The 19907-nt window shown below is 70.9% G+C and carries 20 protein-coding genes; 3 read left to right on the top strand and 17 right to left on the bottom strand.

What is annotated here, in order from left to right:
* Nucleotides 1–3: 3 nt before the first annotated feature.
* From ACT54X_RS20520 to ACT54X_RS20535, 4 genes are all read right to left on the bottom strand, one after another.
* Complete coding sequence (locus ACT54X_RS20520; RefSeq protein ID WP_476348244.1) at nt 4–978, bottom strand: Bug family tripartite tricarboxylate transporter substrate binding protein; 975 nt, start codon at nt 976–978, stop codon at nt 4–6.
* A gap of 80 nt (nt 979–1058) precedes the next feature.
* The gene (locus ACT54X_RS20525) at nt 1059–2606 is read right to left on the bottom strand and encodes a bifunctional 3-(3-hydroxy-phenyl)propionate/3-hydroxycinnamic acid hydroxylase (RefSeq protein ID WP_476348246.1); all 1548 of its coding nucleotides are present in this window, start codon (nt 2604–2606) and stop codon (nt 1059–1061) included.
* Nucleotides 2603–3472, bottom strand: coding sequence for a fumarylacetoacetate hydrolase family protein (locus tag ACT54X_RS20530; protein WP_294375455.1), 870 nt, complete (start codon nt 3470–3472; stop codon nt 2603–2605). Before ACT54X_RS20530 ends, ACT54X_RS20525 begins: the two co-directional genes overlap by 4 nt.
* Before the next feature lie 57 nt (nt 3473–3529).
* On the bottom strand, nt 3530–4432 hold the full coding sequence (locus ACT54X_RS20535; RefSeq protein WP_476348248.1) for a VOC family protein: 903 nt from the start codon (nt 4430–4432) through the stop codon (nt 3530–3532).
* A gap of 125 nt (nt 4433–4557) precedes the next feature.
* Here ACT54X_RS20535 and ACT54X_RS20540 point away from each other — a divergent pair, with 125 nt between their 5' ends.
* The 3 genes from ACT54X_RS20540 to ACT54X_RS20550 all read left to right on the top strand — a co-directional run bounded on the left by ACT54X_RS20540 (nt 4558) and on the right by ACT54X_RS20550 (nt 8023).
* Complete coding sequence (locus tag ACT54X_RS20540; protein WP_476348250.1) at nt 4558–5484, top strand: LysR family transcriptional regulator; 927 nt, start codon at nt 4558–4560, stop codon at nt 5482–5484.
* A 165-nt stretch (nt 5485–5649) separates the two neighbouring features.
* Nucleotides 5650–6192 (top strand): hypothetical protein, encoded by a 543-nt coding sequence (locus tag ACT54X_RS20545; protein WP_476348252.1) that lies wholly within the window; start codon nt 5650–5652, stop codon nt 6190–6192.
* A 184-nt stretch (nt 6193–6376) separates the two neighbouring features.
* A complete protein-coding gene (locus ACT54X_RS20550; RefSeq protein ID WP_354319503.1) occupies nt 6377–8023 on the top strand; it encodes a histidine kinase famiy protein in 1647 nt (548 codons plus the stop codon).
* A 34-nt stretch (nt 8024–8057) separates the two neighbouring features.
* Here ACT54X_RS20550 and ACT54X_RS20555 read toward each other — a convergent pair whose 3' ends face one another.
* From ACT54X_RS20555 to ACT54X_RS20615, 13 genes are all read right to left on the bottom strand, one after another.
* Nucleotides 8058–8615, bottom strand: a complete 558-nt coding sequence (locus tag ACT54X_RS20555) for a DUF3299 domain-containing protein (protein WP_476348254.1) — start codon at nt 8613–8615, stop codon at nt 8058–8060.
* Nucleotides 8616–8629: 14 nt separating this feature from the next.
* Nucleotides 8630–9514: a tetratricopeptide repeat protein gene (locus ACT54X_RS20560; RefSeq protein WP_476348256.1), complete on the bottom strand. Its 885-nt coding sequence runs from the start codon at nt 9512–9514 to the stop codon at nt 8630–8632.
* The gene (locus tag ACT54X_RS20565; RefSeq protein WP_476348257.1) at nt 9511–11931 is read right to left on the bottom strand and encodes an MBL fold metallo-hydrolase; all 2421 of its coding nucleotides are present in this window, start codon (nt 11929–11931) and stop codon (nt 9511–9513) included. Before ACT54X_RS20565 ends, ACT54X_RS20560 begins: the two co-directional genes overlap by 4 nt.
* A 95-nt stretch (nt 11932–12026) precedes the next feature.
* Nucleotides 12027–13358, bottom strand: coding sequence for a glucarate dehydratase (gene gudD, locus ACT54X_RS20570; RefSeq protein ID WP_476348317.1), 1332 nt, complete (start codon nt 13356–13358; stop codon nt 12027–12029).
* A 30-nt stretch (nt 13359–13388) separates the two neighbouring features.
* Nucleotides 13389–14351 (bottom strand): Bug family tripartite tricarboxylate transporter substrate binding protein, encoded by a 963-nt coding sequence (locus ACT54X_RS20575; RefSeq protein WP_476348259.1) that lies wholly within the window; start codon nt 14349–14351, stop codon nt 13389–13391.
* A gap of 197 nt (nt 14352–14548) precedes the next feature.
* Nucleotides 14549–15574, bottom strand: a complete 1026-nt coding sequence (locus ACT54X_RS20580; protein ID WP_476348261.1) for a LacI family DNA-binding transcriptional regulator — start codon at nt 15572–15574, stop codon at nt 14549–14551.
* 115 nt (nt 15575–15689) lie between these two features.
* Nucleotides 15690–16955, bottom strand: coding sequence for an RNA polymerase sigma factor (locus ACT54X_RS20585; protein WP_476348263.1), 1266 nt, complete (start codon nt 16953–16955; stop codon nt 15690–15692).
* Between the two features lie 22 nt (nt 16956–16977).
* Nucleotides 16978–17469, bottom strand: coding sequence for a VOC family protein (locus ACT54X_RS20590; RefSeq protein WP_354319509.1), 492 nt, complete (start codon nt 17467–17469; stop codon nt 16978–16980).
* Between the two features lie 14 nt (nt 17470–17483).
* Complete coding sequence (locus tag ACT54X_RS20595) at nt 17484–17888, bottom strand: VOC family protein (RefSeq protein ID WP_354319510.1); 405 nt, start codon at nt 17886–17888, stop codon at nt 17484–17486.
* Nucleotides 17889–17899: 11 nt separating this feature from the next.
* Nucleotides 17900–18349 (bottom strand): SRPBCC family protein, encoded by a 450-nt coding sequence (locus ACT54X_RS20600; protein WP_476348266.1) that lies wholly within the window; start codon nt 18347–18349, stop codon nt 17900–17902.
* Nucleotides 18346–18885 carry an SRPBCC family protein gene (locus ACT54X_RS20605; RefSeq protein ID WP_476348268.1) on the bottom strand — a complete coding sequence of 180 codons (540 nt, stop codon included), beginning with the start codon at nt 18883–18885 and terminating at the stop codon, nt 18346–18348. The genes ACT54X_RS20600 and ACT54X_RS20605 overlap by 4 nt, the downstream gene beginning before the upstream one ends.
* 27 nt (nt 18886–18912) lie before the next feature.
* On the bottom strand, nt 18913–19314 hold the full coding sequence (locus ACT54X_RS20610; RefSeq protein WP_354319513.1) for a YciI family protein: 402 nt from the start codon (nt 19312–19314) through the stop codon (nt 18913–18915).
* Between the two features lie 122 nt (nt 19315–19436).
* Entirely contained in the window at nt 19437–19784 is a 348-nt protein-coding gene (locus tag ACT54X_RS20615) for a YciI family protein (RefSeq protein WP_294375408.1), read from the bottom strand.
* Nucleotides 19785–19907: the final 123 nt, after the last annotated feature.

Genomic DNA, 19907 nt, shown 5'->3' on the forward strand with positions numbered 1-19907 from the left:
GACTCATTCGGGCTGCAGGCCGATGGTCTTGACGGCCACCGCCCAGCGCTCGCGCTCGGCCTTCATGAAGCTGCCGAACTCGGCCGGGCTCATGGGGCCTTCGGCCATCGTGCCCAGCGCGGCCAGGCGCTGCGCGGTCTCGGGCTGGGCCATGACCTTGTCCAGGTCGGCATTGACGCGGGCCACCACCGCAGCGGGCGTGCCGGCCGGCGCGAAGATGCCGTTCCAGCCGGTGAACTCGAAGCCCGGCAGGGTCTCGGCCACGGTGGCCACCTGCGGCCACTGCGGCAGCCGCTTGCCGGTGCTCACGGCCAGCGCACGCACCTGACCCCCCTGGATGTAGGCGGTGAGGGCCGCCTCGGGCAGGCACACCAGCTGCAGCCGGCCGCCCAGCAGGTCCTGCAGCGCCTCGGGCGCCTTGGTGTAGGGCACCTGGTTGAGCTTGATGCCGGCGGTGGCGGCCATGCTGTCGAGCACCATGCCCGAGAAGGTCTTGGGCCCCTCGGTGCCCGCGGCCAGCATCCCGGGCTGGGCCTTGGCGCGGGCGATGAGGTCGGGCAGGTCCTTGGCCGGGAAGCTGGCCGCGGCAGCCAGCACGAAGGGGCTGCGCCCGACCAGCCGCACCGGCACGAAGTCGCGCGCCGGGTCGTAGGGCAGCGACTTGAAGGTGAACACGTTGGTCACCATGGCCGCGGTGGTGGCGTAGTAGAGCGTGTAGCCGTCGGGTGCGGCACGGGCCGCCACCTGGGCGCCGATCACGTTCTGGCCGCCGGGGCGGTTGTCGATGATCACGGCCTGCTGCCACAGGCGCGAAAGCTGGTCGCCGATCTGGCGGGCCAGGATGTCCGGCCCCGAGCCCGCGGGCTGCGAGAGCACGAAGCGCACGGGCTTCTCGGGCCAGGACTGGGCGAGCGCCGCAGGGGCGGCAAGGGGCAGGGCCAGGGCGGCCAGGGCCTGCTGGAATTGGCGTCGGTTCATGGTGCGTTGTCTCCGTCTGTGGTTGTTGTCGTCGTCGAAAGCGTGGCCTGCCTCGCCGCCGTGATTGCGGCGGGCGCCGTTCAGGCGGCGCAGGCCGTGGCCAGGCCGAGGCGCGTGGCGGCCTCGTCCAGCAGGGCGCCGATGTCCTCGGCCCGCGCCGCGGTGCCGAACACATAGTGGTCGGGCCGCACCAGCGCGGCCACCGCCGCGTGCCGGGCGAACCAGTCGCGCACCACGCCCTCGGTCTCGGGCTGCTCGCCCAGGCTGAGGAGGCGCAGGCCGTCGAAGCCGCCCTCGGGCAGAGCCACCCCGGCGGCCATCACCAGCCGCCAGCCAGGGTCCAGCAGCGCGTCCATGCGCCGCGGCCCCTGCGCCGTGCGCAGCCAGGGTTGGGGAAACAGGCCGCCCCGGCCGCCGGCGGATCGCTCGGCCAGCAGGCCGGTCTCGAGCCCGGGCAGGATGTCCTGCCTGGGCGTATCGCGCACCTCGCCGCCGGACTCGGCCAGCAGGCGGCGGTCGCGCTCGCGGGCGCGGTCGGTGTCGCGCTCGCAGATCACGGCGCCCACCTGCTTGATGCGGCTGGTGAGTTCGCGCACATGGGCACGGCGCTCGTGGCCATAGCTGTCCAGCAGCGCCTCGGCCGCCTCGCCCTGAACCTCGCCGCCCAGCACGGCGCCCAGCTTCCAGGCCAGGTTGGCCGCATCGCGGATGCCCTGGCACATGCCCTGGCCCAGGAAGGGTGGCTGCATGTGGGCCGCATCGCCCGCCAGGAAGACGCGGCCGCGCCGCCAGTCGGCCGCCACCAGCGCATGGAAGCGATAGCTGGCCTGTCGCCAGAGCTCGCCGTGCTCCGGGCCGATCCAGCGCGACAGCAGCCGCCAGGTGGCCTCGGGCGTGGCCATCTCCCGCGGGTCCTCGCCGGCCTTGAGCGAGATCTCCCAGCGGCGGTGGTTGCCCGGGCCCAGCACCAGGGTGCAAGGCCGATCCGGCTCGCAGTACTGCACGCTCACTGCTGGCAGGCGGGCCATGCCGGCGGCGTTGAGCAGCACGTCGACCACCAGCCACGGCTCGTCGAAATCCAGGTCCTCCAGCGGCAGGCCCAGCTGCGTGCGCACGCCGCTGCTGCCGCCGTCGCAGGCGATGGCATAGCGGGCCTGCACGGTGTGGCTGCGGCCCTCGCGCTGCAGGGTGAGCTGCACGCCTTCGGCGTCCTGCGCGATGGCGGTCATCTCCACGCCCAGCTCCACCGTCACGTTGGGCAGGCGCGCCACGCGCTCGCGCAGCGCCCGCTCCACCGGCGGCTGGGTGAACACCAGCGAGGGCGTGTAGCCCTGCGGATAGGGCGGCGGCAGCATGGTCATGCGCCGGATCAGCTGCCCGTCCACGCCGAAGTACTCCGAATTGGAGAAGGGCTCGGTGAAGGGTGCGATGGCCTCCACCGCGCCCAGCTGCTGGAAGACGCGCATGATCTCGTGGTCCAGCGCGATGGCGCGGGGGATCTGGTAGACCTCCGTCAGCCGGTCGCACACATGGACCTTGAAGCCGCGCTGGCCCAGCAGCCCGGCGGCCACCTGGCCCACCGGCCCGTAGCCCACGATGGCGACGTCGTAGACAGGCGCGGCCGTCATGCCTGCGCTTCCCCGACGATGGGGTTGGAAAGCAGACCGACGCGCTCGATCTCCACCTCGTAGGTGTCGCCGGCCTTCATCCACACCGGCGGCGTGCGCGCCTGGCCCACGCCGGCGGGCGTGCCCATCACGATCACGTCGCCCGGCTCCAGCGTGAGCACCTCGGCCAGCAGGGCGATGGTCTCGGCCACGCCGAAGATCATGTCGGTGGTGTTGGCGTCCTGCATGACCTCGCCGTTGAGCCGGCCCTGGATGCGCAGGCCCGTTGCGCCGGGCGGCAGTTCGTCGGCCGTCACCAGCACCGGGCCGAAGCCGCCGGTGGCGTCGAAGTTCTTGCCGATGGTCCACTGCGGCGTGCGCTTCTGGTAGTCGCGCACGCTCATGTCGTTGAAGCAGCTGTAGCCGAAGACGTACTGCAGCGCATCGGCCTCCTTCACGTGCCGCGGCACTCGCCGCCCGATGACCACGGCCAGTTCGGCTTCGTAGTCGAAGCGAGGCGACACGCGCGGCACCACGCCGGCATCGCCATGGGCGATCAGCGAGCTGGCACCGCGGAAGAAGAACCAGGGGTAGTCGGGCTTCTCGCGCCCACCTTCCTTGGCATGGTCGAAGTAGTTGAGGCCCAGGCAGACCGTCTTGCCCGGCTCGGGCACCAGCGGGGCCAGCCGCACGCCGGCCATCGGCACGCGGGCAGCGCCGGCCTCGGCACAGGCCGCGGCCATGGCGGGCAGGTCGATGCCGGCGGTCAGCGCCGCGCGCAGGTCGTGCGGAATGCGGCCGTCGGCGTCGTGGAGGTCGATCAGCATGTCGCCGTCGACGAGGGCCAGGCGGGGTGCGCCATCGCGCAGGTAGGTGGTGAACTTCATGGAACGCCGTGCGGGAGAAGGAAGGAAGAGGAAGGAAGGAGGAGAGGTCGGCCTCGCTCAGGCCGGCGCGAACAGCACCTGCCGCTGCGCCGCCTTGAGTTCGGGGCCGGGCATGGGCGCAATGCCCCACTGGTCGATGCGGCCGGGCGGCCACTTCCAGTGCTCGGGCCCGCGCGAGACATAGCTGTCGTCCACCTGCTCCACCTCGGCCGTGTATTCGATGACCACGCCGAAGGGGTCGATGAAATAGTTGAAGAGGTTGTTGCCCGGGCCATGCCGGCCGGGGCCCCACTGGATCGGATGGCCCGCGTCCTTCATGCGGCCACCCCCGCGCATCACCGACTCGAAGTCCGGCATCAGGAAGGCGATGTGGTTGAGCGCGTCGTTGTCGGTGATGCCGATGGCCAGGGTGTGGTGGTCCCGGTTGCAGTTCATGAAGGCCATGATCCCGGTGCGGTCCGCGAGCCGGAAGCCCATCGCCCGTTCGAAGAAGGCCTTGGTGTCGTCCACCGCGTGGCTGTTGAGCACGGCATGGGTCAGGCGGATCGGCATGTCGGCCTGGGGCGGGTCGGCCTCGCGTCGCGCGTCGCCATGCACCACCTGGAAGACGCGGCCGTGCGGGTCCTTGAACTTCATGCCGATGCCGCCGGCCGGGTCCTTGGTCAGCGCATGCGGCTCAGCGAGCAACGTGCCGCCGGCCGCCACGGCCGTCTCGCACAGGGTGTCGAGCGCCTCGCGGCTACGGGCCCGCAGCGTCACCTGCCGCACCTGGGGCGCATGGCCGCCCTGGTGCAGGGCAAGCAGGTAGGCGTCGTCGCCGGTGCCGCGCAGGTAGAGCACGCCGTCGCCGCGGTGGGCCACGGCCAGGTGCCAGGTCTGGGTGTAGAAGGCCTCGGCACGGGCGAGGTCGGGCACGAACAGGGCCACGCTGCGCAGGCCCTCGATCCAGGGGGAACTCATCGTCTTGTCTCCTTCGCGCGGCTGCCGCGGGTTGCGGGTGGCCAGCGTCGTTGCGGTTGCGGCGGATCGTAGGAAGCGGGCCTGATCCTGTACAGACGATGCGGCCGATTCCTAAAATCGGTTTCATGGATATCCGTTCGGTCGACCTCAACCTGCTGGTGCTGTTCGACACCCTCATTCAGACGCGCAGCGTCAACCGGGCCGCCGAGGCCATGGGCCTGAGCCAGTCGGCCACCAGTGGTGCGCTGGCACGGCTGCGCGGCGTGTTCGACGACGCGCTGTTCGTGCGCACCGCCGCGCAGATGGAGCCCACGCCGCGCGCCCAGCAGCTGGCCCCGGTGGTGCGGCGGGTGGTGCAGACCATCCAGCAGGAGATCCTGCAATCGCCCCATTTCGAACCCGCCCAGGCGCAGCGCAGCTTCACCCTGCTCACGCCCGACATCGGCGAGGTGGCCTTTCTGCCCGGCGTGCTGCGGCGGCTGCAGCACGAGGCACCGGGGGTGCGGCTGCATGCGGTCTCGCGCGCCCGCGCCGCGGCGGCCGACGCGCTGGAGAAGGGCGAGGCGGACCTTGCCATCGGCTTCTTCCCGGACCTGCAGAAGGCCGGCTACTTCCAGCAGTCGCTGTTCACCACCACGTACGAATGCATCACCAGTGCGGGCCACACGGCCCTGGGCGATCGGCCCACGTTGAAGCAGTACCTGGCGGCGCGGCATGTGGTGGTGCGGCCCGATGGCCGCGAGCACCTGCTGGAGCGCTTCCTGGACGCCAAGGGCTGGCAGCGGCAGGTGACGCTGGAGCTGTCGCACTTCATGAGCCTGCTGGCCCTCCTGCCCGGCACCGAGCTGGTGGCCACCGTGCCGCAGGACATCGCCACCGCCGTGGGCCGGCACATTCCGCTGCGCACCCTGGCCCTGCCCTTCAAGCCGCCGCCGCTGCAGGTGCAGCAGTTCTGGCACCGGCGCATGCAGAACGACCCGGCCAACCGCTGGCTGCGCGGGCTGTTCCACGAGGTCAACCGGCGCGAGGCCGGGGCGCGACTGCCGGCCTGAGAAGGTTGGACAAGTCCGTCAGGTCCGCACGTCCTGCCGAAACGCGCCCACTCGGCGTTGGCAGGCGCCGCGGCGCCGTTCAGGTTGGAGCATGGCCGGGCGCCTATGCTGGGCGGCCTTGCACAGGCGGCCCGCCCACGCCTGCACTCTCCCTTTTCCTTTCGCATGACCCAACGATCCGCCCCCTTCTTCCTTCCACTGGCCCTGGACGCAACGGCGTCCCGTCGCCACGCCCTGCGCGCGGGCGCCGCGCTGCTCGCAGTCGCGCTGCTGCCCGGAGCCGGCGCCGCCGAGTCCGAACTTGCCGTGGGCAGCGCCCTGCCGCCCCTCTCGGTCAACGACCAGTTCGACCGCCCCGTGGTGGTGGACGCCAGCACCCGGCTGGTGCTCTTCGCGGCGGACAAGGCGGCCGGCGATGTCGCCACCGAGGCCCTGAAGGCGCATCCGGAGGTGCTGGCCCAGCAGCGCCTGGTGTACCTGGCCGACATCAGCGGCATGCCGGCCGTCATCACCCGCATGTTCGCGATGCCCAAGATGCGCGACCTGCCCTTCCCCGTCGGTCTGGTGCGCGATGCCCAGGTCACGGCCGCCCTGCCGCGCAAGGCGGGAACGCTGACACTGCTCGTGCTCGACCAGGGCACGGTGCGCGGCATCGAGTTCCTGCGCGACGCCGACGCCGTGCGCACGCGGCTGGGCATGCCCGGCTGAGGCCACCCCCGCGCACCTGCCGGCCCCGCGCAAGCGCGCGGGCGCCGACGTTTGGGTTCGGCCGCCACGCCGCGCGACCGTAGGACCCGGTCGCCAGACGGCGGCTCTGACTGCCGTCCTACACGGGCGGCGCCCTCGTCCACCGGACGATCCTGCCGCAACGCAATCCGCGGAGGCTTCGCCCGTGACCCGTACCCCCGAAAAACCCCCCTTCAACGACGACCGCAAACCCGTGCGTGCCGAAGGCGGCCCACGCGAGGTGCAGGACCACAAGGACGACATCTTCTTCGCCGCCATCGAGATGACCCGCATGCCCATGCTGGTCACCGACCCGCGGCAGCCCGACAACCCCATCGTCTTCGCCAACCGCGCCTTCCTCTCGATGACCGGCTACACGCCGGAAGAGATCATGGGCACCAACTGCCGCTTCCTGCAGGGCCCGGGCACCGACCGCGCCTCGGTCGCCGTGATCCGCGAAGCCATCGAGAGCCGCACCGAGGTGCAGATCGAGCTGCTCAACTACCGCAAGGACGGCAGCACCTTCTGGAATGCGCTCTTCGTCTCGCCGGTGTTCAACCCGGCAGGCGAACTGGTGTACTTCTTCGCCTCGCAGTTGGACGTGAGCCGGCGTCGCGACGCCGAGGACGGCCTGGCCCAGGCGCAGAAGATGGAGGCGCTGGGCCAGCTCACCGGGGGTATCTCGCACGACTTCAACAACCTGCTGCAGGTGATGTCGGGCCACCTGGACCTGCTGGAGTTGCGCGGGCGCATGAACAAACTCGACCCCGAGCATGTGCGCCGCGGCGTGGAAAACATCCGCGAGGCGGTGAGCAAGGCCTCGAAGCTCACCAGCCAGCTGCTGGCCTTCTCGCGCAAGCAGAGCCTGCGCGGGCGCGTGATCAACCTCAATGCCGTGACCAAGGACATGACCGACCTGGCGGTGCGCACGCTGGGCGAGCAGATCCACGTCGAGTTCAGACTGGAAGAGAACATCGGCAACTGCCAACTCGACCCGACGCAGCTGGAGGTGGCGCTGCTCAACGTGCTGGTCAACGCGCGCGACGCCATGCCCGAGGGCGGCACGCTCACGCTGCAGACGGCCAGCGTGGAGGTGGGCGAGGACGACGCCACGGCCTTCGCCGGCCTGCCGCCGGGCCGCTATGCCACGTTGTCGGTCACCGACACCGGCCACGGCATCGACAAGGCGCTGCTCGGCCGCGTGATGGACCCCTTCTTCACCACCAAGGAGGAAGGCAAGGGCACCGGCCTGGGCCTGTCGATGGTGTATGGCTTCGTCAAGCAGTCGGGCGGCACGGTGACGCTCTATTCCGAGCTGGGCATGGGCACCACGGTGCGCATGTACTTCCCCACCGTCGAGGCGCGGCCCACTGCCGCGGTGCGCGGCGTGCAAGCCCACTACCGCGGCGGCGACGAGCGCATCCTGCTGGTGGAAGACCGCGAAGAGGTCGGCCTGCTCGCCCGCGAGATGCTGGAAGGACTGGGCTACACCGTGCGCATGGCCACCTCCGCGCAGGAGGCGCTCACGCTGTTCCGCAGCCTGGCGCCCTTCGAGCAGCCGGACCTGCTCTTCTCGGACGTGGTGATGCCCGGCGGCATGAACGGCTATACGCTGGCGCGCGAGATCCAGAAGCTGCGGCCCTCGGCCCGCGTGCTGCTGACCACCGGCTTCGATCGCGACCTGGGCAGCCTGGACCCGGTGGCGCCCGCGGAGTTCGAGATCATCAAGAAGCCCTACCGGCTGGTGGACCTGGCGCGCAAGGTGCGCGACGTGCTGGACGGGCCCACGGGCTCGCACACGGTGGGCGGCTGAGCGCCGCGCCTGGCGATGCCGTGCGCGCGGCCGCTCAGCGCAGGCCGGTCGTCGACGGCGTGCCGGTGTAGCGCTCGACGCGCTGACCGGCCAGCTTCCAGCCGCTGACGGCCTCGCTGGTCTCGGAGCGTGCCACCTGGAGCCGGCCGCTGATCCAGACGGTGTCCATGGTGCCGACGGAGCGCGCAGGCGTATCCAGCCGCACATGCACGATCTGGTTGGCCGGCGGCGGCGGCGTGTGGATGCAGGCGCCGTAGTGCGGCACCAGCAGCAGCTCGCGCAGGCCCTGCGCCGTCTGCTCCAGCGGCACCACATAACCGGGCAGGCGCACCAGGGCGCCGTCCAGCGCGGCATTGGTGGGCGCCTGATCCCACACACGGCGCAGCCGCGCCAGGGCGGCCTTGGCGCGCGGGTCGTCGTCGGGCAGCCGGCGCAGGTCGACGCCGCCGGCGCTGAACTCGGCCCAGGGGTCCCAGCCCTCGGGCAGCAGGGCATCCCAGCCGATGGTGCGGTAGCCGGGCTCGCGGGCCCAGGCGGCCCAGGCGGCGCCCTGGAGCACGCCGGCAAGAAGGATTCTTCGCGACAGCATCATGGTCGGTTGCCGCGTTATGGCGGACGGTCGGGCTGGAAGGGCGCCAGCTTCTGGAACAGCAGCGGTCCGGCGAAGCTGGGCAGGTCGTGCTCATGGTCGTCGTGCGGTGCCACGCCCTCGCGCGACTTGCGCAGCCAGTGGCGGGCCAGCCCGGCATCGCGTGGCACGCCCTCGCCGCGCTCGTAGGCACGGCCCAGGGCCCGCTGCGCGCGGACGTCGCCCGACTCGGCCGCCTTCTCCAGCCAGGCCATCGCACGGGCACCATGGCGCGGCACGCCCTCGCCCGTCAGGTAGGCGCGGTAGAGCGCGAACTGCGAATGCGCGGCGCAGGCATCGGCACTGTCGGCCGTGCGTCGCCACCAGCCCACGGCCAGCGTTGCGCTCCGTGTGGCGCCGCCCCAGCCCTGCTGGTGGAAATCGCCCAGCTGGCAGGCCGCGGCCACCGAGCCGCGGCGGGCCGCCACCGAGAACCAGCGGTATGCCGCATCCAGGTCGCGTGGCACCGGCGGCATGCCGTTGAGATGCAGGAAGGCCAGCTCGACCTGCGCCTGCAGGTGCTGGCGCTCGGCCGCCCGCTGGAGTTGCTCGCGGGCGCGCTGCGGATCATTGGCCAGGCCGGTCAGGCCGCGGTAGTGGCGCGACAGCGCATAGGCCGCGTCGGCGGAGCCCAGGCGCGATGCGTCCTCGAAGCGCGCCAGCGCCCGCTGCGGGTCGGGCGCGACGCCCTCGCCCCGCTGCAGGCGCTGGCCCTCGGCCAAGGCGGCGGCGGCCGCCCGCGCATCGCTGCGCGACGTGGCGCCGGCCGGTGCGGCCACCAGGGCGGCCGCCAGGGCGGCCGCCATCATGGCGACGGCGGCGCCCTGCCGGCAGGCCCGGCGCACGACGGGCCGCACGCTCACTGGAAGGTCTTGGTCGGATCGGCCGGCACCACGATCTCGCTGGCCGGCGTGAGCGACAGCGTCACCGTCGCGCCTTTCTGCAACGTGCCCAGGATGCGCACGGCGTCGGCCAGCGAACCCAGCCGCTGGGTGCGCAGCACTTCGGGCGGACGGATCGTGCCCTTGGCCGCATGCACCGACTCCACCGGGCCGCCCTTGTAGACGATGCTGCGGTTCAGGCCGGGACTGAACTGGGTGTAGCCCTCGGGAATGAAGCCGCGGTACGGGCCGTTGTCCAGCACCTCCAGCGACACCTGGACGTAGTAACCGCCCTGATCGTTCACGTACTGGTCGGTGGCGGTCACGATGCCATTGGCCAGCAGCGGGATGGCCGGGTTCTTGTTCTGCGGACCGACAAAGCCCTGCACGATGCGTGCGTCGTCGAGGATGCGCGCCGGCACCGACGCGAGCCCGTTCTCGCGGCCCGGCTTGAAGGGCCCCGCGGTCTCGATGCTCTTGTAGCTGCTGTTGGCGGCGTCGCTGGCCTTGTAAGAGGCCACCGAGCGGCGCTTCTCCAGCTGGTTGGCGAACTCGCTGGTGATCTTCGTGCCGTTGATGGACGGCGAGTCATACACCTTCGACTGCATGGCGTCCATCATGGTCAGCTGCCGGCCGGCGTTGGCCGGGTCGCGGTTGTAGGCCTTGAGCGCCTGGTACACCTCGACAATGGGGAACTGGTTGGTGTGCTGCGGGCTGACGAAGTCCGCCGTGATGCTGTTCTGCAGATAGCTGAAGCCATGCTGGTACGACAGGCGCAGCCAGCCGTTGGCCTCCGTCGGTGAGGTCAGACCATTGAAGCCGTAGCCACCGTGGTAGCCGAAGGTGTAGAACTGGCCGTCGACCGGGTTCTTCACCTTGAACAGCATGTTGGTGGTGCCCGGCGTGTGGCCCGGCGCCCAGATCACCATGATCTTCACGTTGCCGTAGTCGTACCACTTGTCGTATTCGTAGAAGTTGGTGGTGCGGGCGCGGATCACCGTCTCGGTCGCCGGCAGCGCGCCGGTGATGTCGAAGGTGTTGCCCTGCAGGTCGGCCTTGATGCCCTGCACGTCTTCCTTGGAGGCCCACAGCGCCACGGGCTTGCCGGCGTTGTCCATCATGCGCAGCTGCTCGACCACGGTGCCGTAGTGGTCCGAATGGCCGTGGGTGAGCCAGATGTCGGTGACCGAGCGCGGGTCCAGGCCCAGCAGCTCGATGTTCTTCCAGTACTGGTAGCCGCTGTTGGGCCAGCCGGCGTCGACCTTGATGACCTTGTCGTCGGACTTGTCGTCGGGCGTGCCCATGTCGGCCACGAGCAGGTACGAGGCCACCTCGTTGTCGCCCACGTAGTACATGGTGTTCTTCACCATCTCGAAGGGCTCGGTGCTGCGCGCGTACGGTGCCGTGGTGGGCGTGGTGGCGTTGATGTTGACGTAGGCCTGGCCCGAGACCGGGTCGGTGCCCTTGTCCGCCAGCATGGGGCTGTTGGACGGCACGTCCCACACGGGCTTGCCATCGCTCGTCGAAGTCGGCGTGAAGTACCAGATGGCGACCACGCGGGCCTTGTCGGCGTTCTTGTAGTTCTGGTCGAAGAGCAGGTACGCCGCCTGGCGGCTGGTGGTGGCGTAGTCGTAATTGGCCGTGACGGGCAGCGCATCGAGCGTGGAGGCCGCACTCTGGCTGTAGTCGGCGGTGTTGACGTTGTAGACCTTCACGTCCGGCGCCAGCGTGTAGCTTTCCTCGTAACGCTTGATCGGCGGGTTGTAGGCGCGGCCAGCCTGGTCGGCGGTCACCACGCGGCCATCGCCCACCGTCACGCTCGTGCCGGTCTTGCCGTAGACCCAGCCCGCGGCCACCATGGGCCCGGGCTCGTCGCCCCGGCGCGAGACGGCCGCGCCATAGCGGGCCAGGTTGAACTGCGCCGCAGCCGAGCTGCCCTTGCGCAGGATCACGTTGAAGGTGTCGGCCGCCACGTCGGCCGTGACGACGCTGTCCGCCGTGCTGCCCGCCACCCAGTCCACCAGGTTGCCGGGCACCAGCTTGGCCACCAGCGCCTGCGCCGCATCGGTCGCCAGCGGTGCGGTGGTCAGCGTGACCGGGCCCGAGGCGGCCAGCACGGCCACCTTGACGACCGAGCCGCCGTTGCCACCTTCGGTGACCGGGGCCTGGTAGACCAGGCCCGCCTGGCGCGGCGGCGTCGTCTGGGTGACCGGATCGGTCTGTCCCGGCGTCGAGGGGCTGGTGGTGCCGCTGCCCCCTGTGCCGCCGGAGGCCGCCAGCAGCAGCGCCGCGGCCCCGCTGTTGTTGCCCCCGCCACCGCCACAGGCGGCAAGCATCGCGGCGGCGGCCGCGACGGTCAGGGCGAGCGACGACGTGCCGCTTCTGAGGATGGATTTCACTGTCTTCTCCGACTCGTTGTGGGTGGCTCGTTGCGGCCGTTCTTGGGCGACGGCTTCGCGGATTCGGCAAGGGCGGGCGTTGGCCCGCCCACGGCTCATCGCACCATCGCGGGCCGCTTGGGATCGAAGCGCCAGCCGGGCACCAGATGCCCCATGGCGATGGCGTCGTCGCGCGCGCCCAGGCCGTGCGCGCGGTAGAGCGCATGCGCCTTGTGCACTTCGTCCATGTCCAGCTCGATGCCCAGGCCCGGGCGTGCCGGCACGGCGATCTGGCCGCCGGCGATGGTCAGCGGCTCGCGCGTGAGGCGCTGGCCGTCCTGCCAGATCCAGTGGGTGTCGATGGCCGTGATGCGCCCCGGTGCCGCGGCGGCCACATGGGTGAACATGGCCAGCGACACATCGAAGTGATTGTTGGAATGCGAGCCCCAGGTCAGGCCCCAGTCGCGGCAGGTCTGGGCCACGCGCACGCTGCCGGCCATGGTCCAGAAATGCGGATCGGCCAGCGGGATGTCCACCGACTGCAGCGCCAGCGCATGCACCATCTGGCGCCAGTCGGTGGCGACCATGTTGGTGGCGGTGGGCAGGCCGGTCTCGCGGCGGAACTCGGCCATCACCTCGCGCCCGCTGAAGCCGCCTTCGGCGCCGCAGGGATCTTCGGCATAGGCGACCACGCCCTTCATGCGATGGCCCAGGCGCACGGCGTCCTTGAGCAGCCAGGCGCCATTGGGGTCGAGCGTGATGCGCGCCTGCGGAAATCGCTCGTGCAGGGCGGTCACCGCATCGACCTCGGCATCGCCGGCGAGCACGCCGCCCTTGAGCTTGAAGTCCTCGAAGCCGTAGCGCGCATGCGCTGCCTCGGCCAGGCGCACGACCGCCTCGGGCGTGAGGGCCTCCTCGTGGCGCAGCCGCAGCCAGTCGTCCTGCGCGTCGGGTTCGCTGGCATAGGGCAGGCTGCTCCGGCGGCGGTCGCCCACGTAGAACAGGTAGCCCAGCACGGGCACGTGGTCGCGCTGCTGGCCTTCGCCGAGCAGGGCCGCCACGGGCACGCCCAGATGCTGGCCCAGCAGATCGAGCAGGGCCGACTCGATGGCGGTGACCGCATGCACCGTGGTGCGCAGGTCGAAGGTCTGCAAACCACGGCCGCCGACGTCGCGGTCGCTGAAGGCCGCTTCGACCTTCTGCAGCAACTGGCGCAGCGCACCGACGGGCTGGCCCACCAGCAGCGGCGCGGACTCCTCCAGCACCTGGCGGATGGATTCGCCGCCGGGCACCTCGCCCACGCCGGTGTGGCCGGCGCTGTCGGTCACGAGCAGCAGGTTGCGGGTGAAGAAGGGCGCGTGCGCGCCGCTCAGGTTGAGCAGCATGCTGTCGCGCCCGGCCACGGGAATGGCCTGCACCGACGCGATGCGCGGCGTGTCGACGGCCATCGCCGTCGTGACTCGGTCCAGCACGGTGGCTTACTCCGCGCTGATCTTGCCGGTCTCGATGACCTTCTGCCAGCGCGCGTATTCCTTCTGCTGGAAGGCCGCGAACTGCTCGGGCGTGTTGGCCACCATCTCGAAGCCCAACGCGGCGAACGGCTCCTTGACGGATGCGTCGTTCAGCGCGGCGACGACGGCATCGTGGAACTTCTTGCGCACGTCGGCCGGCAGGCCCTTGGGTCCGACGACGGCCTGCCACGAGTAGACGTCCACGCCCTTGATGCCCGACTCTCCCAGCGTGGGCACGTCGGGCAGCAGCGTGGAGCGCTTGTCGGAAGTGATGGCCAGCGCCTTGAGCTTGCCGCCGCGGATGTACTGGATGACGGCGTTGATGTTCTGGAACGAGGCATCCACCTGCCCGCCCAGCAGGTCGGTGATCACCGGCGCGCCGCCCTTGTAGGGCACATGCAGGCCCGAGGTGCCGGTCTGCTGCCAGAAGAGCGCGGCCGTCAGGTGGTCGCTGGAGCCGGTGCCCGAGGAGCCGAAGCTCATCTTGCCGGGATTGGCCTTCTCGAAGGCCACGACATCGGCCACGGTCTTGTAGGGCGAGTTGGCGGGCACCACCAGCACGTTCGGCGCCTGCACGGCGACGGTGATGGTGTCGAAGTCCTTCAGCGCGTCGTACTGCACGCCCTTGATCAGGTGCGGCGCAATCACCAGCGGGCCGAGCGAGGTGACGAGGAAGGTGTAGCCGTCGGGCGCGGCGCGCTTGACGAAGGTGGCGCCGATGGTGCCGGTGGCCCCGGCCTTGTTGTCGACGACGACTGGCTGGCCGAGCGCGGCCGTGACCTTGGGCCCGATGGCGCGGGCGACCATGTCGGTGGAGCCGCCGGCCGGGAAGGGAACGATCAGGTTGATCGTTTTGTTGGGCCAGCCCTGGGCCAGGGCGGGCGCCGCAGCCGTGGCGGCCAGGGCAAGGCAGGCGATCAACTTTTTCATGCGAGGTCTCCGGAAGAAAGGAATGGGGAAGGTCGAGGCGCACCGCGGACAGCCTGCAGGTCCTGGGGCACCAGGCACGCAAGCGCGCAGAGCCAACCGGTAGCGCTACCAAGTGCGGCGAGATGGTAGCGCTACCGATTTCATTTGCTTCTCGGGTTTGCCCTAGTGCGGCAGCGCCTTGGCCTTGCCGCCAGACCTCAGGTCGTCTCGCGCTCGATGATGGAAAAGCCGATGTCGATCACCGGCTGCTCGACGCGGCGGCCTTCGGCCCGGTCGAGGATGAAGCGCGCCGCCTGCTCCCCGATGGCGGCGCCCTTGATGTGGACCGAGGTCAGCGCGGGATGCGAGTCCGCCGCGAATTCCTGGTCGCCGAAGCCCACCAGCGCCAGCGCCTCGGGCACCGCGATGCCCTGGCTGTGCGCCTCGGCCAGCACGCCCAGCGCCAGCAGGTCGGAGCTGCAGAAGATGCCGTCGACCGTCTCGCCCGACTGCAGGAGCTCGCGCAGCGCCAGGCGGCCGCTGCGCATGGTGGTGGGCGCCGGCACGCGGATGTGCCGCGCCTCGGGCAGTCCCAGACTGCGCACCGCCTCCGCGAAGGCCGAGGTGCGACGACTGGCGCGCTCGTCGTCCCCCGCGATGATGGCCAGCCGGCGCCGGCCCTTGGCATGCAGCAGCAGCGCCACCTGCCGGCCCGCCTCGGCATGCGAGAAGCCGACCAGCATGTCGATGGGCGTGGGTGTCAGGTCCCAGGTCTCCACCACCGGGATGCCCGCCGCGGCCAGGCGTTTGCGCCCCTGGGCCGAATGCATGATGCCGGTGAGCACGATGCCGTCAGGCCGCCGGCTGATGATGGCCTCCAGCAGCGCATCCTCGCGGCTGTGGCCGTAGCCCGACTGCCCCAGCATCAGCTGGTAGTCGTGGTCGGCCAGGGTCTGGATCAGCGCCTGGATCGCGTTCTGGAACACCGGGCCCGAGATGGTGGGCACCAGCGCCGCCACCAGCCGGCTGCGCGAGGAGGCCAGGCCGCCCGCGATGCGGTTGGGCACGTAGCCGGTGCTGGCCACCGCCTCCTGCACGCGCCGCAGCACGTCGGCCGACACCTGGGACGGCGTGTTGACCGCCCGCGAGGCGGTGATGGGCGCCACGCCGGCCAGGCGGGCCACGTCATGCAGGGTCACGGCCCCGCTGCTGCGGCGGCTTCGGCGGGGCGCGTCGTCGGTCATCGCGGCATTCTAGGAAGCGGGGACTGGGCGTCCGACTGCCGGCCGCGCGCCGGGCAACGTGATGTGGGCGGCGGCGCAGCGGGCGGGCGCGACATCGTGCGCCCGCGGGTCTCGGTCAGTGGGCGAGCGCCTGCATGCGCGACAGCAGCAGCGCGCGCTGGGCCTCGTTCTGCGTCAAGTCCGCCGCCTGGCGGTAGGCCTCGCGCGCCTCGGCGATGCGGCCCAGCCGCTCCAGCACGTCGGCGCACGCACCGTGCAGATAGGGATAGCGCTGGAGCTGCGACTCCCCGGCCAGTGCCTCCAGAACGGGCAGCGCGGCAACGGGGCCATCGGCAAAGCTCAGCGCGACGGCCCGGTTGAGTGCCACCACCGGCGATGGATGGCGCGCCAGCAGCCGGTCGTAGCCGGCCACGATGGCGTGCCAGTCGGTGTCCTCGGCGCGTGCCGCGCGCGCGTGGCACGCGGCAATGGCGGCCTGCAATGTGTAGGGGCCATCGGGGTCGAGCCGCTGGGCCCGCGCCAGCGCGCCGAGCCCCCGCTGGATCAGCAGGCGGTCCCAGCGCCGGCGGTCCTGATCCGGCAGCAGCACGGGGCGGCCCTTGGCATCGAGGCGGGCCGGCAGGCGGCTGGCCTGGATCTCCAGCAATGCCGCCAGGCCATGCACCTCGGCCTCGTCGGGCAGCAGATGCTGCAGCTGCCGCGCAAGGCGCAGCGCTTCGTCGCACAACGCCGGTCGCAGCAGGCTCGCGCCGCTGCCCGCGCTGTGGCCTTCGTTGAAGATGAGATAGACCACCGCCAGCACGGCCCCCAGTCGCTGCGTCCGCTCGCCCGCATCGGGCAGCTCGTAGGGCTGGCCCTTGAGCGCCTTCTTGGCGCGCACGATGCGCTGGGCCACCGTGGCCTCGGGCAGCAGGAAGGCGCGCGCGATCTCGTGCGTCTCCAGTCCGCCCAGCAGGCGCAGCGTGAGCGCCACCTGCGACTCGCGCGGCAGCACCGGATGGCAGGCGATGAAGATCAGCCGCAGCTGCTCGTCGCCGATCGCGGCCTGGTCGCGCGCGGCATCGAGCTGATCGGCGAAGTCGGGCACCACCTGCGCGCCCAGGGCTTCGTCGTCGGCGGCAAGCTGCGCATGCTCGCGCTCGAGCATGGCGCGTCGGCGCAGGCGGTCCAGCGCCTTGTTGCGTGTGGCGGTCATCAGCCAGGCTGCCGGGTTGGCGGGTGGGCCATCGCGCGGCCAGGCATCGAGGGCGGCCAGCAGGGCGTCCTGCGCGCAGTCCTCGGCCTCGTCCAGGTCGCGCAGCAGCCTGGCCGCCGCGCCCACCAGGCGGCCACGCTCGATGCGCCAGACGGCGGCGGCGGTGTCGGCATGGCGCGCGGGCATCGGCGTCGTGTCGGGCGACCTGTCAGGCGCCGTCGTAGGCCCGCTGCAAGGCTGCGACGTCGATCTTCTGCATGCCCCAGACCGCCTGGAACACGCGCTGCACGCGCGCTGCGTCGGGGTCGTTGACCATGCGGAACCAGGCCTGGGGAATGACCTGCCACGACAGGCCCCAGGCATCGCGCACCCAGCCGCAGGCGAGCGCCGTACCGCCGCCCGCGGGCAGCGCTTCCCAGAGATGGTCGATCTCCGCCTGGTCCTCGCAGGCCACGGTGAGCGAGAAGGCCTCGCTCAGCTTGAAGTGCGGCCCGCCGTTGAAGGCCGTCATCTGCAGGCCCAGCAGCTCGACGTGCTGCAGCATGACGGTGCCGGCCGGCCCCGGCGCGTTCTCGCCCCAGTGCTGCGTGTGCAGCACGCGGCCGCTGTCGGGGCCAAAGACGCGCAGGTAGTGGGCCACCGCGTCCTCGGCGCCCTGCTGGTACCAGATGAAGGGCGTGAGCTTGTTCAGCATCTCCATGGCGATCTCCTTGCTCAGGGCGCGGGCGGCATGCCGCTCATGAAGGCCAGCTCCCAGATGTGGCCATCCAGGTCCTCGAAGCCATGGCCGTACATGAAGCCATGGTCCTGCGGCGGACGCGGCACCGCGGCGCCGGCGGCGCGGGCCTTGGCCACGAGTTCGTCCACCTCTTCGCGGCTCTCGCACGACAGGCACACCAGCACCTCGGTCGCGGCCTTCGCGTCCACCAACGGCTTGGCGGTGAAGCCACGGGCGAAGTCCTCGGTCAGCAACATGGCGAAGAGGTTCTCGCCCAGCACCAGGCAGGCGCCGTGTTCGTTGGTGAACTGCGGGTTGAAGCGGTAGCCCAGCGCTTCGAAGAAGGCCTTGCTGGCCGGCAGGCTCTTGCAGGGCAGGTTGATGAAGATCTGCTTGTGCATGCGGATTCCTTTCAGGGGGTGGACGACGATTCGGCCAGGGCCTTGAGCCGCTGCAGGGCCTTCGGCCACATGCCGTCGAGCATGGCCGCGTGTTCGTCGCTCCAGCCTTCCAGCCGCACCTGCAGGCGGGTGCCGCCATCGGAAAGCGGGGCGAGGGTGTAGCGCTCGTGCATCGGCGCAGCGTCGGGCAGGGGCGGCGTCATCGGCTGGCCTTCGCGCAGCTCGCCCAGGATGCGCAGGCTCAGATGGGCGGGCGGCCGGCGCTGCTCGACGACGGCCTCCATGCCGTTGCAGTCGGGATCGAGGAAGCGCATGCGACTGCCTTCGGACCAGTCGCCCTCGCAGTGCGCCCCTTCGCAGAAGGCGCTGGCCCAGTCGCGAAAGGCGACCGGGTCGAACAGGCAGGCCCAGACCCGCTCGGGCGTGGCGCCGATGTCGACGGTGTGTTGCTGGTCGCTCATGCCCTGGCCTCCGCGATCTGCTTCAGGTTCTGCAGGCCGTCCTCGAAGTCGCGGCCCACCATGCGGTCCATGTCCATGAACAGGCCCATGACACGACCGATCAGGTTGGCCGGGCCATGCATGCGCCAGTGCACGGTCGTGCCACCGCCAGGGGCGGGCTCCAGCGCGAACTCGGCCTCGTTGTGGGCCTCGAAGGGCTTCAGAAAGTCCAGCTGCAGTTGCACCGCCCGGCCGGGCTGCTGGCCGGTGAGGGTCATGCTGCCGGTGCCGACCTTGCTGCTTTCCCAGCCGTAGCGCGAGCCGACGCCCGTCGGCGGGCCGCTGTAGTGGCTGAGCATCTGCGGATCCTTGCGGGCATAGGGATTCCAGCGGTTGAAGCCTTGCAGCTCGCTCACCAGCGGCCAGAGCCGCTCGGGACTGGCCTCGATCCGCAGCTGGCGCTCGACCGAGAACGTGGCGGGGCGGGTGGCGGCATAGGCCAGCACGGCCAGGACCAGGACGGCCAGGCCGATCAGCGCGAAGACGAGGATTCTCATGGGGGTGCTTCGCATGACGGGCCGCGGTCAGCGGACGATCTCCATGTCGCCGCCGGGTCCGAAGTCGGCCTCCTCGTACAGGCGCCGGACCTCGATCTCACAGGTGATGCCGATGAAGGGTGCCGGGAATCGGCTGGCCCAGGCGCGAGCCTCCTCTTCGGAGCGCACCTGGATCAGCGTGTAGCCGGCGATCACCTCCTTGGTCTCGGCGAAGGGGCCGTCGATGACCTCGCGGCGGCCATCGGGGTGGTAGCGCTGACGCCAGCCCTCGCGGCTGGGGCGCAGGCCGGCGCCGTCGAGCAGCACGCCCGCGCGGGCCATCTCCTCGTGGAAGGCGCCCATGTCCTCGAAGAGCTTGGCGAACTCGGGGCCGGGCTTGTCGCCGCGCTCACTTGTGTCCGTCGCGCGGACCTGGATCATGAATCGCATGGCAGGCTTTCTCCTGGTGGGGCGGCAGCGCCTTTCGCTGCCTTCATGCCTACGACGATCCGGCACGCGCGGAATCGACAGGCCTCGGGAAACTACCTAGCCCGCCAGGCCGGGTGACCGACTTACGCGTAACAGGGGCCTACGCCGCGGATCTCCACCGTGGCCCATTCCGCGGCGGGGCAGCGGCCGGCCCAGTGCAGGGCCACGGCCTCGTCCTCGGTGTCCAGCAGGAAGAAACCGCCCACCATCTCCTTGGCCTCCGCGAAGGGGCCGTCCAGCACCTGCACATCGTCCGCGCGCCGGGTGAGGCGCCGCGCGGCGGTGCCCAGCGACTCGCGGGCGATCAGCAGGCCGGCCTCCTTCAGTTCGGCGCCGAAGTCCAGCATGCGCTGGTACGCCGCCTCCCCCTCGGGACGGCTGCGCCCGGCGCGCTGGCCCAGCGGTTCGACGATCAGGAGCATGTGCGGCATGGCGACCTCGCAGGAATGGACGATGGCCGCCATTCTGAAGCGCTTCGGTCCCTGGTCAGAGGGATGTACCCGGACTGGGTGACTGCATGCCGTGCGGGTTCTCGGCATTGACGCTGGTCAAGA

This window comes from Pseudacidovorax sp. DMC4, from assembly GCF_056314265.1.